Raw genomic sequence first — 14,610 nt, 5'->3', positions numbered from 1 at the left:
CCTCAGCTCCAAGAATATGCGAACTTGTCGTTCTCGATTGAGACTCGTGCCTGCTTTACTTCCTCCTTGGCAAGCGACTTGCTGAGGAATTCGCGCGATAGCTCCGGCAGCAGGGTGTTGGTGATGATGTTGTCAATCATGCGCCCGCCGGAATCCGGATCGTTGCAGCGTGACACAATGTGCTCCACGACCGCGTCGTCGTAGCTGAAGGCCGCGCTGTGATTGTCACGGAGGCGGCGTCCGATCCGGTCGAGCTGCAACCGAACGATCCCGGCGAGCATCTCGTCCGACAGCGGGAAGTACGGAATCGAGACGATGCGTCCGAGAAGCGCGGCCGGAAACACTTTCAGCAACTCTGGTCTCAGCATCCTGGCGAGCTCTTCCGGCTCGTTACGATACTTCGGATCGCGCGATAGGCCCATGATCAGATCAGTACCAACGTTGGTGGTCAAAATGATCAAGGTGTTCTTGAAGTCGATCCGCCGCCCGTTGCCGTCCTCCATGGTTCCCTTGTCGAACACCTGGAAGAAGATCTCATGGACGTCGGGATGGGCTTTCTCCACCTCGTCGAGCAGGATGACGCTGTAGGGTTTGCGCCGGACCGCCTCGGTGAGACGACCGCCTTCGCCATAGCCGACATAGCCGGGAGGTGCACCCTTCAAGGTAGAAACGGTGTGTGCCTCCTGGAACTCCGACATGTTGATCGTGATCATGTTCTGCTCGCCGCCATAGAGGGTCTCTGCAAGCGCCAGGGCGGTTTCGGTTTTGCCAACCCCGGATGGTCCGGCCAGCATGAACACGCCGATCGGCTTTGACGGGTTGTCCAGCTTGGCGCGGCTGGTCTCAATTCGCTTGGCAATCATCGTCAGTCCATGGGACTGGCCGACGACGCGGCGGTTGAGAATCTCCGGCAGCTTCAGCACGGTTTCGATCTCGTCCCGCATCATCCGGCCGACCGGGATGCCGGTCCAGTCAGACACGACGGACGCAACCGACTGCTGGTCCACATGGGCATAGACCATCCGCCTTTCCGGATTGATGCGCTCCAGCGTCTCGAACTTGCCGCGCAGCTCCGCGCGCTTCGCAGCCGGATCCTCGCCCTCCTCGGGCTTGGACAGCAGCTCACGAATGCTGCGGATGTCCTTGACGAGTTGCTGCTCGGCGGCCCAATCGGCCTCGAGGCTCGCCAGCTTGTCCTTCAGTGCTGCGATGTCGCTGCCGATCGCGACAATGCGTTCGCTGTCCTCGATCCCCAGATCGCCGTCGCTGTCGAGCGCCGACCTCTCTACCTCACGAGCGGTAATCGCAACGCGGGTGTCCTCGATCAGGGCCGGCGTCGCGCTCTGGCTGATGGCCACGCGTGCCGAGGCGGTATCAAGCAGGCTGACTGCCTTGTCCGGCAACTGTCGCGAAGGAATGTAGCGGTGCGAAAGATTGACTGCTGCAACGATTGCAGCATCCGAGATGCGAACACCATGGTGCTTTTCCATCGGACCGAGAAGTCCGCGCAGCATGATGCAGCAGGTCTCCACATCGGGTTCATCGATCTGGATGGGCTGGAAGCGACGCGTGAGCGCGGGGTCCTTCTCGATATACTGGCGATATTCTGCCCATGTGGTGGCGGCGATCGTACGCAGCGTGCCACGGGCGAGGGGAGGTTTCAGGAGATTGGCCGCGTCCCCGGTGCCGGCCGCGCCGCCGGCGCCTATCAGTGTATGGGCTTCGTCAATGAACAGGATGGTGGGAGTGGGTGAGCTCTGGACCTCATCGATCACCGAGCGCAAGCGCTGTTCGAACTCGCCCTTCATGGAGGCGCCGGCCTGCATCAGGCCGATGTCAAGCGCGCAGAGCCTTACATTGCGCAGCGGCGGCGGCACATCGCCGGCAGCGATACGCTGGGCGAAGCCTTCGACCACGGCGGTCTTGCCGACGCCGGCCTCACCGGTGAGGATCGGATTGTTCTGCCGCCGGCGCATCAACACGTCGATCAGTTGGCGGATTTCTTCGTCCCGGCCGAGGATCGGATCCATCTGGCCCGACTTGGCCTTGGCTGTGAGATCCTGGGAGAACCGGTCGAGCGGTGTCGTCCCCCTGGCACCGGCCTGATCCGCGCCCTCTGTGCCGGCACCGATCAATCCCGAGCCGTCCATCGGCCTCATGGTCTCCTCGTCGGAGCCGGCCCAAACGGCGCGGCACTCCGTGGCCAGCTCGTCGACGTTGACCTTGGAGAATTCCTGCGAGAGGTTGTTCAGTGTACGACGGATATCGTTCGATTTCAGTCCTGCCACCAGCAGATGGCCGGTGCGGATCTGGGTCTCGCCGAAGAAGAGCGTGGCATAGTGCCAGCCACGATCGAGGAGATCGATGACCGAATTGGCGACACCCGGCATGTCGGTTTCGTTCTTGCGAAAGCCATTGATGACACCGGCGAGGTCCGACAACAATCGTGACCGGTCGAGCTTATAATGATCCACCGAGAGGCTGAGGTCGTTGCGTTCCTGCTGCAGGATATGAAACAGCCAGTGCGCGAGCTCGACGTTGCGGTTACCGGCGCTCTTGGCGTGGCGCAGCGCCTGGATGAAGGCATCGTAGCCGGCCCGGTTCAGTTTGCCCGTTACGGCTTCAAGGCTGATGTCGGTCACTGCGGCACCTCCTGCTCAATTCCTCCGCGGATGCCCGGGTTTGGCGGAAATTGCCTCGAGTCCCATGGAGTTAGGCGATTGGCGTGGTAGATAGGTTCAAATCGCGGCGGCATCGTCTGCGGCGCTCCGACGGGCCCTCAAGCGCTCGCCGAGCGGAAAGCGCGCATCGCGGCGATATTCTTCCGTAGAGGTCCAGTTCGGCGACACCCAGGTGGTCCATCCAAGTCGTCCGCTCTGTCCGAGCTTGACCGGCACGACCTCGCCCGCTGGAATGGCGAGCTCCACCTCCCATTCCAGCTCGTCGCCGATATAGAAGAACACGGCATCCGCAAGCGGCTCCGACAAATTGGGCGTTTCGGTCGGCAGGAACTTCTCGTACTGGGTAAAATTCTTGACGAAGACTCGAACCCTGATCTTGTCCTCGACGCTGAACACGCGAGAGCCCAGAAGAGCGTCCCGGCCGAGCCTGACATGCGCCCCGCCGAGCCGGCTGCAGTGACTCGGATCGAACGAGAGCCAGGTTCCGACAAATTCGTCGATCTCGACCTTGACGTCGAACAGCCCCTGCAGGAACCGCGTCAACCGTGACGCACACTTCGCCCTGGGCGCGACCAGCCCGGCGAAGCTGAGCTTCGCCATGTCGGGTACGGTGTCTCGATCGGCGAAAACGTCGGACCCCAAGCCGGCGAAGGAGCCGACATAGGCGATGAAGCGATCCTCCGCCGGCCGGTCATGCTGGGCGATCGGCCGCGCATCGGCCCAGGCACGAAAGAATAATTGCAGGAAGCGTCCGTTGAGGAGGTCGAGAAAGCGCGGGAAGGCGTCATCCCGCATCAGCCACCAGCCGAGACTTTCATCGGTGGTGGCAAGCGGCAACGCGCCCTGCGGCCCCAGGAGACCGAGAAATTTGACGAGTATCCTAAGCCGGCCGTCCTGGTCGTCGACCGCCGCGAGGTTGGAGGCGGGGAACTCCAGATAAGGCACCTGGCCGAGGTCGATATACTCCTCGCGGCGCGCGGCGCTGTCACCGATCCGCGGCCGATCCGGGTTGGCCCGCTCGAACTGGCGTAGCGTATGGAAGAAATCGAACCGCCAGGGTTCGGCCTTCATCTGGTCAATCAGCGTCACAGCGGCCTCCGCGTGCCCATGCGCGGCGGCCACCGCATGATCTCGCCGCGTTCCGGCGTCGAGATGACCGTCTGGGTGAATGTGTTGAAGCCGGAATAGTCGGCGAAGAAGCGTTCCAGCACCGCGCCGAGCAAGAACACGCCGCTGCCTTCGAATGCTTTCTCGTCAAGGGTGACAGTGATCTCCAGGCCCCGCGCTGCGCCGCTGCCAGTGCGCTCGCGCACCCGCCGCACGACGGGCCGGCTTTCTATGCTGCGCACGCCGCGGATCTTGCGTTCCGTGGCATCGTCGAACTGGTCGGCGAACAAAGACAGCATCTCGCGCAGCGCTCCGGCGTTCTTGCCGCCACCGCGCTCGACGAGACCAAGATAGTTCAGGCTCAGCATGTTGATCAGCCACCAGCTGACAATTCCGCTGTTGGCGATCTTGCTGCGGCTGCGCAGCTGAGCCACCACCGGCTCGCGCGGTCGGGTGGGACCAGCGATGCACACCAGATCAAGGGAAGTATCGTCCAGCAAGCGGAAATCGGCACCGCCCTGGCCGACCGGCAGGTGCTCCGTGAGATGGCGGTTGGAGCACAGAGCCCGGACGCTGAGTTCGGCGACGGAGGCTTCGCCGCTCAGTTCACTGGGCTCGAGCAGTGACAGGAACATATCCGTCCCGGTGTAGTCGGAGGACGCGCCGTACGTCTTCTCTTCTACCGTGCGGCGCCGGGGCAACCGGCGGACCGTGAAATAAAGCCCCTCGACCGATCCGCTGGTCCGGTCGACGGCAGCCGAATACAGCGGGCGTACTGGCCGCTTGTCCCTCTCTGCCGGAAAATGCGCGTAGACTTCGAGCACCTGGTGCGGCTCGTACTCGAGATAGCGGCTGCGATCGGGCACCACATGGTACTCATGGGTGTTCGACTTGACCGGGATCCGATCGCTCGTCTTCTCGAACAGGTTGATCGCCGGCGCGGTATAGAGCTTGAAGGTGTCGGGACGTACCGAGGCGGCAAGCCGCGAATTGTGTTCATCGAACGCGAAGACGATATCGATCGATTTGCTGCGCAGCCGTGGCATTATGCCGCGAAGTCCCGTCAGGTTGATGCCGAGGAACTTGCGTGGAAACATGAAATATTCCCGCAGCAACTCCGAGCCGCGAAAGATCCGGTTGTCGTTGGGAAACAGAGACTCGCTCTCGTCGAAGCCAACTTGCTGCACGCAGTCATGTGGCGCACGAGTCACCACCGGATCGCCGAAGTCGTCGAGATGGCGGAAATAGACGCCCCTGCAATTCGAGATCAATTGCTCGTAGAGCGCGATGGCGTCGGATTCCGCGCCGGACAGGTAGATCGGGAGATCGCTCACGCGGCAGCCTGCAAACCAGGTTTCCGGCTTGGCCCGGGCCTCTGCGTCCGGCAATTCCTCATCAAGCCGGGCCGCAGCGCGATGCGTCAACGACAACCTCAGCCCGGCGATGACGTCGCCGCCGACCGGAATCCCAAGCGCCTGCAGCGCGCCGGCCGTCGAGAAGTATTCGGCGCCGGTGACGTCAAACGGCCAGAGCACGATCTCGCGGCAAAGTCGAAATCGGCAGGAAAGACTTCGTTCTCGCTCGCGGTAGGTGGCATCGAAATAGGCGCCGCGCGCGATCTTCTTGCCGTCGCGCAGCGCCGGGTCGGCATAGGGAGGCCGTGCCGTGACCAGCATGGCCGACGGGGTGGGGGCAAGGTAGTTTGGAACCAGTTGCTCAAGCAGGTTTGCAGTGAATTCCGGGAATTCGTGCTTAAGCTTGAGCTGAACGCGCGCGGCGAGAAACGCGGCGCCTTCCAGCAGTCCCGCGATCATCGGATCTGAGCGATCCCGGATCAGGCCGCCGAGGCGCTCCGCAATGCCGGGATATTCTTCAGCGAAATCTCCTGCCTGCTCGTACAGCAGTGACAGTTCACGATTGTAGAAATCCAGGAATTCGCGATTCATGTTAAAGTCGATTGATCTGGATGTCGCCGCTGTCGAGGTCGACGTCGGCGACGAATTCCACGGGGACGTTGAGCGGCTCGACCTTCAGGTCGGCGTGAACGATGAAGCGCAACTTGAGCTGCTCGGGGCCGACCGAGCCGTCGCGGCGGACCCGGATCGTCTTGCGATCGAGCCTTGGTTCATAAGTCGTCAGTGTCACGCGCAGCGCGTCGGTGAGTTCGTCGTCCGTGACCTCGCCGATCGAACGGTGGGCAATATCGGGGAAGCCGTAGTTCAGAATCGATGTTCGCACGCAATCCCGGGCGCTCAGGTTCAGGGTCGATTCCAGAGCGATGGTATTGAGGAGCATTTCAAGGTCATGGGAAACCTCGCGCCGGAGCAACGTTTCCGAGATAGGAAAACGGCCCGCGCTGCGCCGCCCGGCAATGACGCGCTCGCCGGACTCATCGCGCAGATTGAGCTTCTTGCGTGCATCGCGCGCTTCATGAGCCGAGCGAAAGGCCTGCATCAATGGGGGACAGAGCCGATCTCTCTTTGGCGTAATGGTCATTCATGTCCCCATGACGCCCGACCCGCATGCAATTTGGTGGGGCGCCAGTTGGTCTTCGACGTGACGTCGCCAATCGCACCGCTTGGCGCCGGCTCCCGCTATTCGCAACCGGCGTCAGACGAGGCCTACAATCAGGCCCATTCCTTGTTGGCTGGAACGTCCCAGCCAAACGTCGGCGAAGCTCCGGCGCCGCCTTTGTCCGTCTGGGTCTTGTAGGTCATCTTGACCTTCGCGAAGTTCAGACTCACATTTTCGGTAAGGCGCTCTTCGCCGTGCGAGCCACCCGTCGATACGCTGCTGACCAGAACGTGCTTCATCTCGATCTTGAGATATTCCAGCGGATGTTCCCCGGCCTTGCGGACAGTCAGGATGGCGCTATCGATGTGCTTGCCGTTCGCGCAGACCTTGAACAGTTCCGGCGTGGCCTTGTCAACGAAGTGCGTGAAGTGGAGATCCTGGACGCTGACCTTGCCGGCGCCGCCGCCGGAGCCGCTGTGGAAGGTGCCGGTCTGGCTCTCGCCGAACGACCAGCTCAGAATATCGATTTCGTCCTTGTGCTTGTCGTCCAGCGACTCGCCCTTGATCGGATCGAGCTTTAAGAAGATATCGACAGCCATAATATAGTCCTCTCAAAATTCTGCATGTTTACGGTTGCGATGTTGTGGCGTCAGGAGCTGGGGCCCGGCAGGCGTGAAACCAGACTGAGGCCGACGTCCATCGCCTCCAATTGAAAGTGTGGGCGAAGAAAGAAGCGCGCGTTGTAATATCCCGGGTTCTCCTCGTTTGCTACGACCTCAACCTTCGCAGCGGCCAGCGGCTTGCGCGCTTTCTGAGCTTCTGACGACAGAGCTGGGTTGGCATCAACGTACTCGTTGATCCAGGTCTGCAGCCAGACCGTCAGCTCATCCTTCTCCTTCATGGATCCGATCTTGTCGCGAACCATGCACTTCAGATAATGCGCAAAGCGAGACACTGCGAACATGTAGGGCAGACGTGACGACAGGTTGTCGGACGCGGTTGCATCCACGCCCTTCTCACCGAAATACTTCTTCGGCTTGTAGAGCGACTGGGCGCCGATGAAGGCGGCTTTGTCGGTGTTCTTGCGATGGATCAGCGGGATGAGGCCCGCCTTAGCAAGTTCGTGCTCGCGGCGATCGCTGATGGCGATCTCGGTCGGGCATTTCAGGTCGACGCCACCGTCGTCGGTCGGGAATGTATGCGTCGGCAGGTTGATGACCTCGCCGCCGGACTGCACGCCGCGGATGCGCGTGCACCAGCCGAACTCCTTGAAGGCGCGGTTGATGTTGACCGCCATCGCATAGGCGGCGTTGATCCAACCGTATTTGTCGCCGGTGTGCCCGTCCGTCTCCTCCTCGAAGGCGAACTCTTCCACGGGCTCCGATTTCGCGCCGTAGGGGAGGCGCCCCAGCGCGCGCGGCATGCACAGGCCGAGATAGCGCGAGTCGTCCTGATCGCGCAGTCCCTTCCAGGCGGCATATTCCGGCGTGTCGAACACCTTGCCAATGTCGCGGGGGTTGGACAGTTCGGTCCACGAATCCATTCCCATCAGGGTCGGCTCGGCGCCGCTGAAGAAGGGTGCGTGCGCGGCGCCGGCGATCTTGCTGAGATCGCGAAGCAACTGTACGTCGGTGGGGAGGTGACTGAAATAGTAGTCGCCGATCAGGCAGCCGAACGGCTCGCCGCCCAACTGGCCGAATTCGTATTCGTAGACCTGCTTGAACAGCGGACTCTGATCCCAGCGCGCATCGGGGTAGAGCCGCAGATTCCGATACAGCTCGTTCTTGGAGACGTTCATAACCCGGATCTTGAGGTTAGCGTCGGTCTCCGAATTGAAGACGAGGTAGTGGAGGCCGCGCCAAGCACTTTCGATCGCCTGGAACTCGGGTGCGTGAAGGATCTCGTTCATCTGCGCAGTCAGCTTCTGGTCGATCCGCGCAATCATCTCCTCAATGGTATCGAGCACGTCCGACTTGATGACGCTCGTGTCCTTCAACGCTTCTTGAACGAGCGTGGATACCGCGTTCTCGACTTCGGTCGCTGCACGTTCAGTGCGCGGCTTGAAGCTTTGCTTCAGCAGAGCGGCGAACTCGTTCGCCTCGACGGTCCCGACCTGGGTGGTGGTCTCTTTATGAGCAGCTTCTTTTGCCATGGTCCCCATTCCTTCCCTTAGCTCTTAGTATCGGGTTCGGTAGACTGGTTCGTCGCGCGCTCGCGCAGCGCGGCCATCAGTTGAGGATCGGCGAGAAGTTTCTTCAGCTGGTCCTCGGCGGCCACCTTGCCATCCATGTAGCGCAGCAGGTTGGCGAGCTGTTCGCGCGCCTCGAGCAGCTTGGCCGTAGCCGGCACCTGGCGGGCGACTGCCACCGGCGTGAAGTCGGCCATCTTGTTGAAGCGCAGGTTGACGGAGAGTTTCTCGTCGGGCTCTTCGCTGAGACGATTGGCGACGCGCGCCGTCACGCCGGGCTGGATTGCCGCCATGCGGTTGTCGAAATTGTCCATGTCGAACTCGAGGAACTTGCGTTCCTCGACCTTCGTCTTCTCGATGCCGGGGTTGTTGCCGGAAAGATCGGAGAGGACGCCCATGACGAACGGCAGTTCGATCAGCCGCTCGGCGTCGTATGGATCTTCGTATGTGATGTGCACGCGCGGTGCACGATTCCGCCGAATGAATTTCTGACCGCTGTCCGTAGCCATGGTTCCCTCTCCACGAAATCGCTTTGGAAGCCGATTTGCGCGACGCAGGTTGACAAGGCGCCTCAGCCTTCCTCACGTTCAGTTAGTCCGCTCGAGCGAAAGGCGGGTTCAATGCGATTTGTCGATTGTCTTCAGCGCGCCCTCCGGCAGGACGTCATTCAACAGGCTGAGGAAGTCTCGTTGTGCGAGATCGCGCGCGCGATCAACCAAAAACGGGATCGGGCTGGACGGCTCCGCGGCTCGGAAAAACGACGCTACCTTCGCCAGCAGGCCTAAGGCTTGAGTTCTATTTTCTATTGAAAAAACAATATCGTGAGCGTCGATCTCGGTCGTCGATGACGGCGAGGGGGCAAGCTCCGCCATCCGTTCGATCGGCAGGTCGAAGACTTTGTCGCGCCCGATGTTGATCACAGCGCTCTCGACGTGGGAGGGCACCAGCATCCGCATCACTTCGATGAACGATTTGCCGACCATCTCCTGGGCCTGACGCACCAGCAACAGCGCCGGGTTGGATGGTTCCATTCGCGCAAAGTAGTCGGCCGCCGCGGCCAGCGCTGCGGAGGCCTGCGCCGATGAGGCTAGCGCTCCGGTCATGTCCGGCGGCGCTTGCGTGTCGACGGGAACGGCGTCTTCAGCAGGTGCGGCAATCGCGGCCGGATCACGCTCCATGACGAGACCCGCAAGCCAGGCAGCCATGCCGTTAACCAACCCGGAGAGCCTGTCGAGGCTGATGGGTTGCCTCGAATTCAACTTTTCGTGCCAGATCGCTTTGATGTCTGCGATTTCGGCCGCGACCGCGGCGCACTGCGCATTGGCGGCCTTCAGAGTGTCGAGGTCCGTCTCGCTGACGATGCGCTCGATGGTTGCCAGATCTGGCCCGTCGACGTCGGCGTCGCCAGCGGGAATTTCGCCCTTGGCAACCTGATAGGCGCGGTAGTTGAGGCTGCCGTGCCTGCGGTTCTCGATCAGGGGAAGGAATTGGAGCGGGTTGATCACGGTCGGAAAGACGTCGATCGCTTCGACCGTGACGGCGCGAAGCGCATAGTCGCCGTCCTCGCCCCTCGGATGCACCGCTTCCCACTGCTCGCGCAGCAGCAAGTTGGTCGCCTTCAGGCAGCTGAGAAAGCCGTCGAGATCGCGGTTGAGGATGGAAAACTTGGCCAGCAACATGTTCAGGCGCAGATCGCGGGTGCGCGCCAGAAGGGGCTGCGCGGCGGCAAACTGGCCGGCAAAGTCGACTGCCTTCGGATCGAAGCGGCCGCGCTCTCCGTTGGCGTTGACGACCTCGAAGAACGACATCGGCAGCAGGGATTCCGCACCTGCGAAGAAGTTGAGATACTGGACGTCTCCGACGGCATCGAGATCCGGCCCACAGGGATCGTCGGCGGCTATGGGCTGCGTCAGGGAGGCGACATCAAGCATGCGAGGATCGTCCTCTGCTCGGCCATGGCCCCTCTGCCGAACGTGACACTAGCGGATCACGCAGGGGGATCATGATCCGCTTGTCTTATGGGTCAGATGCTTGCCGGTCCCGGTTCACTCCCGACGATCATGACATTTTCGCGTGAACCGGCAAGCTCTTGAAGCCGACTACTTGAGGGCTGGGGTGGTTCTTTGGACGGCTGCTGTAGCGCGTCAGGAGGCTCAGCCCCGGGGCGGACTTGCCGGCACTGCCAGTGGCGGCAGGATTCCGTGGTTCTTGCATGACGCCTGATCTGCTCCTTGCAGCCGATCAGGTGGTTAGTCAGGGAGTTTAACGCCCACATGGGCCAGCTTACCCAGGATACCCGCCTCTGCGAACTCAAGACGCCTCTCGGCAAGGACGTTCTGGTTTTCGTCGGATTCGAGGGCTCGGAAGGTCTTAGCGAACCGTTCGAATATCGCATCGAGTGTCTCAGCGAAGATGCCGACCTGGACTTCGACCGTGCGATCGGTCAGCAGTGCACGCTGACGATCAAGCTGCATGGAAAGGAGCGCGAGTTCAGTGGCATTCTGACGGAAGCCCAGTGGCTCGGTGTGAAGAACGACTATTTCAGCTACCGGATCGTGCTGAAGCCCTGGTTATGGCTGTTGTCGCGCACCACCGATTGCCGGATCTTTCAGGACAAGAAGGCGCCTGACATCATCAAGGAGGTCTTCAACGAACGCGGCTTCACTGATTATGAATCCAAGCTGACCGAAGAGGGCTCCTGTCCGAAGCTTGAGTATTGTGTTCAGTACCGCGAGACTGACCTGAACTTCGTTTGCCGGCTGATGGAGCAGCACGGCATCTACTACTTCTTCAAGCATGAGGGCGGCAAGCACACGCTGGTGTTGGCAGACTCCAAATCGTCGCACAGCCCGATCAGTGGTCTTGCTACGATTCCCTACATCCCGTTGACGGGAGCCGACCGTCGCGGCGAGCAGCATATCTACGAATGGGTCTCGGAGCGCCGGTTTCGCACCGGCAAGATCGAGCTCAACGACTACAATTATCAGAAGCCCAACGCGCAGATGATTAGCGACGCCAAGGGCTCCGAGCATTACACCCGATCGGAGATGGAGTTTTACGACTTTCCCGGCAAGTTCAAGGAAAAGTCCGACGGCGAGCGCTACGCGAAGATCCAACTCCAGGCCGAGCAGGCGATGGATCGGCGGCGCCGCGGCAACGGCGACGCCGTCAACCTGCTTCCCGGCGGGCTGACGAAGCTCGAAAAGCACTCCAAGGACTCGCAGAACGTTGAATACCTCGTGGTGCGAGCCACGCATTCGTTTTCGATCGAATCCTACCGGACTGGCGGTCCCAGCGACGCTGGGCAGCACGTGTATTTCGGCAGCTACGAGTTTCTGCCGAGCGACCGGCCGTTCCGAGCGCCGATGATGACGCCGAAGCCAAGGATCAACGGCATACAAACGGCCAAGGTGGTGACCAAGGACGACAATTCGAGCGAGGAAATCGACGTCGAGTCGCTTGGCGAAATCTATGTTCGCTTCTTCTGGGATCGGAAGAAGAGGCGATCGTGCCGGCTGCGCGTAGCTCAGGTCTGGTCCGGCAAGCGCTGGGGCGGTCAGGTCATACCGCGCGTCGGACAGGAAGTGGTGGTCGAATTCCTGGAAGGGGATCCGGATCGGCCGCTGGTGATCGGAACCGTGTACAACGACGAATACAAGCTGCCCTACGATCTGCCGTCGAAGAAGACCATTGCCGGGTTGAAGTCGGACTCCACCAAGGGGGGCGGCGGCTACAACGAATGGAGCTTCGAGGACAAGAAGGGATCCGAGAAGATCACGCTCCATGCGGAGAAGGACTACGACGTTACGGTCCGCGACAGCGAGACGCGGACCATCGGCGAAGTTGCGTTGGGCGGCGACACGCGCAAAACCACGCTCAAGAACGGCAACGACAAGCTCGATGTCGAGTTGGGTGGCCAGCACATCACACTGGCCATGGACCAGTCTGTCAATGCAGGCACCAGCATCACGCTCATGGCCAATGCCAACATTACACTGCAGGTTGGTCCCAGCCAGATTATCCTGACCCCGGCAGGTATCGTCATCAACGCGCCGACCATCTCCATGACGGCGCAGGCCGCCCTGGCGCTTGCAGCCGGTGGTCCGCTTGTCGCTCACGGCACTCCAACCCTAGTCGGCTGACGGTCATGGGTCAGGTTCGGTTCGGCACGGTTCAAGATCTGCTTCAAGCCTATCCCATGGCGCGCTATGATGTCGGCAAGTCCGACGCCGATAAGCCTTCGCTGGATTTCCTTCAGGAGGCCGCGGATGCGCGCAACTGGCACCTGGCCGTATCTTTCTGCGCCTATCTGCTCCCTAGGCGCGTGGCCATTGCCTGGGGATGTCGCTCGTTGCGACGCATGTTCGACCATTTCGACGCCGACGATAGCAGGTCGCTGGACTTCGTGGAGACCTGGGTTCGGCAACCCGACGAGCAATCCCGGAACAAGGCACTGGCCGTCGGTAATGCCAACGATCCCGAGCAGCCGGCGACATGGCTGGCGCTAGCGGCCGGCTGGTCCGGCGGAAGCGTGGTTCCCGCGGAATTTTCACCGGTCGAAGCCAAGCCAGACCAAGCCGCGCGCGCGGTGCGCGCAGCCTTACTGATCGGCCTTTGCCGGTTGCCCCGTGACTCCCGCGACCGGATAATGACGGCATGCCTGGAGGATGGTATTCAATTGGCACGCGGCGAACCGCGCCCTTCACGCTAACGAGACGATGTGATGGTGCTTCGCTTTCATATCGAGAACGAACCGAACCTTCCCGACGGCGGCCCCGTGTCATTTGCGGTCACCGGCAGGCGTTCGGTCGATATTGGCCGGGACCGTCACCTCGATTGGACGTTGCCGGATCCGGCGCGGATGATTTCGGGAAAGCATTGTGAGGTGCATTTTCGCGACGGCGGCTACTGGCTGCACGACGTCTCGACCAACGGCACCTTTCTCAACGGCGCCGACCAGCGCATGCGGGGGCCGCACCGCCTGCGCGACGGCGATCGGCTCACGATCGGCCATTACATCATCGCAGTTTCGCTGGAGGGCGAGGGTGGCGGTCGTGTCCCTAACCATGAGGCACAACTGCATGCGCCACCCGTCCAGCAGCATGCGAATTACGGGGAGCTTTGGGCAGCCGATCGTGACGTGCCGCCGCCGCTCGATCCGCAGCAATTGAAGACGCCACGCGAGGCTGCGCGGCCCGTCAATCCGGAGTTTCTGGATTGGGCGGCGAGCGTTCCGGCGCCGGGCGTGGACCCTGTTCGACGTTCATCGCCAATGCCTCCATACCAGCCGTCTGTACAGGATGATATGAGCTGGGCGGCCGGTCCGGTGGCCGCGCCGAAACCGCAAGCCGAGCGCCCGCCGGCCATGCCGATCCCGCGCCGGCCATCGGTGTGGACCGATGATGAACCTGCGGCTGTCCAGCCGTCGCCATCGGCATCGCGACTGCAGGTTGACGCGCCGCAACCGGCGCAGGCAGCAGACGAAGGGCCTGCCACCGCCACGCCAGTCGGCCGTGGCGAGTTCGCGCGGCTGGTGGCACGCGCTGCAGGATTGCAGGACCATTTCTTTGCCAACAGGACCGATGCCGAACTCGCTGAACAGCTTGGCATCATCTTGCGCATGACGGTGGATAATCTGATGGCGCTGTTGCAGGCGCGAACACAGGCCAAGCAGCTCACCCGCAGCACCAGCCAGACGACCATCCAGGCCATCGAGAACAATCCACTGAAATTCTCGCCGACCTCGGAAGAGGCGATGCGTATCCTGTTCGGACCGCCGACGCGTAGTTACCTCGACGCGCAACGCGCCTTTGCGCAAGGATTCAGCGACCTCAAATTACATCAGTTGAAGACGTACATGGCGATGCAGCACGCTGTCCGCGAGCTCATCGCCAGTATCGATCCGACGCTGATGGCGCGGGAGCTCGAGCTTCAGCGCGGCGCAAGCTCCTGGCTCGGCACGAACAAGAGCAAGCTCTGGGACGAGTTCCTGACGCGCTGGAAGGCGCATCTCGGCCGCGACAACAGCGCGCCCATCGATACCTTTATGTTGCATTTCTCGGACTATTACGACCGCGCCGACAAGGCCGGGTCAAAATGAACTGTCGGCGATCACGCGAT

Annotated in this window: 11 protein-coding genes; 3 read left to right on the top strand and 8 right to left on the bottom strand. The window is 61.5% G+C overall.

The features are described 5' to 3' along the window. Window positions 1-2: 2 nt before the first annotated feature. From tssH to MTX19_RS23880, 8 genes are all read right to left on the bottom strand, one after another. Window positions 3-2,642, bottom strand: a complete 2,640-nt coding sequence (tssH, locus tag MTX19_RS23915; protein WP_280979577.1) for a type VI secretion system ATPase TssH — start codon at window positions 2,640-2,642, stop codon at window positions 3-5. A 96-nt stretch (window positions 2,643-2,738) separates the two neighbouring features. Next, a complete protein-coding gene (gene tssG, locus MTX19_RS23910) occupies window positions 2,739-3,803 on the bottom strand; it encodes a type VI secretion system baseplate subunit TssG (protein ID WP_280979576.1) in 1,065 nt (354 codons plus the stop codon). Continuing rightward, complete coding sequence (tssF, locus tag MTX19_RS23905) at window positions 3,767-5,734, bottom strand: type VI secretion system baseplate subunit TssF (protein WP_280985496.1); 1,968 nt, start codon at window positions 5,732-5,734, stop codon at window positions 3,767-3,769. The genes tssG and tssF overlap by 37 nt, the downstream gene beginning before the upstream one ends. Before the next feature lies 1 nt (window position 5,735). Continuing rightward, a complete protein-coding gene (gene tssE, locus MTX19_RS23900) occupies window positions 5,736-6,284 on the bottom strand; it encodes a type VI secretion system baseplate subunit TssE (RefSeq protein WP_280979574.1) in 549 nt (182 codons plus the stop codon). Window positions 6,285-6,415: 131 nt separating this feature from the next. Next, window positions 6,416-6,901, bottom strand: coding sequence for a type VI secretion system tube protein Hcp (locus MTX19_RS23895; RefSeq protein ID WP_280979573.1), 486 nt, complete (start codon window positions 6,899-6,901; stop codon window positions 6,416-6,418). Window positions 6,902-6,951: 50 nt separating this feature from the next. After that, a complete protein-coding gene (tssC, locus tag MTX19_RS23890; protein ID WP_280979572.1) occupies window positions 6,952-8,454 on the bottom strand; it encodes a type VI secretion system contractile sheath large subunit in 1,503 nt (500 codons plus the stop codon). 17 nt (window positions 8,455-8,471) lie between these two features. Beyond that, the gene (gene tssB / locus MTX19_RS23885) at window positions 8,472-8,999 is read right to left on the bottom strand and encodes a type VI secretion system contractile sheath small subunit (RefSeq protein ID WP_280979571.1); all 528 of its coding nucleotides are present in this window, start codon (window positions 8,997-8,999) and stop codon (window positions 8,472-8,474) included. A 108-nt stretch (window positions 9,000-9,107) separates the two neighbouring features. Next, window positions 9,108-10,421, bottom strand: a complete 1,314-nt coding sequence (locus MTX19_RS23880) for a type VI secretion system ImpA family N-terminal domain-containing protein (RefSeq protein WP_280979570.1) — start codon at window positions 10,419-10,421, stop codon at window positions 9,108-9,110. A 342-nt stretch (window positions 10,422-10,763) separates the two neighbouring features. Here MTX19_RS23880 and tssI point away from each other — a divergent pair, with 342 nt between their 5' ends. From tssI to tagH, 3 genes are read left to right on the top strand one after another with little or no spacing between them, the layout of a single operon-like run. Beyond that, window positions 10,764-12,632: a type VI secretion system tip protein TssI/VgrG gene (gene tssI / locus MTX19_RS23875; RefSeq protein ID WP_280979569.1), complete on the top strand. Its 1,869-nt coding sequence runs from the start codon at window positions 10,764-10,766 to the stop codon at window positions 12,630-12,632. A gap of 5 nt (window positions 12,633-12,637) precedes the next feature. After that, the gene (locus MTX19_RS23870) at window positions 12,638-13,201 is read left to right on the top strand and encodes a hypothetical protein (RefSeq protein WP_280979568.1); all 564 of its coding nucleotides are present in this window, start codon (window positions 12,638-12,640) and stop codon (window positions 13,199-13,201) included. 12 nt (window positions 13,202-13,213) lie between these two features. Next, complete coding sequence (tagH, locus tag MTX19_RS23865; protein ID WP_280979567.1) at window positions 13,214-14,590, top strand: type VI secretion system-associated FHA domain protein TagH; 1,377 nt, start codon at window positions 13,214-13,216, stop codon at window positions 14,588-14,590. The last annotated feature ends 20 nt before the right edge of the window (window positions 14,591-14,610 follow it).

Origin of the sequence: Bradyrhizobium sp. ISRA464, from assembly GCF_029910095.1 — a bacterium.
Taxonomy (GTDB): domain Bacteria; phylum Pseudomonadota; class Alphaproteobacteria; order Rhizobiales; family Xanthobacteraceae; genus Bradyrhizobium.
This window is presented reverse-complemented; position numbering and strand designations above follow the sequence as displayed.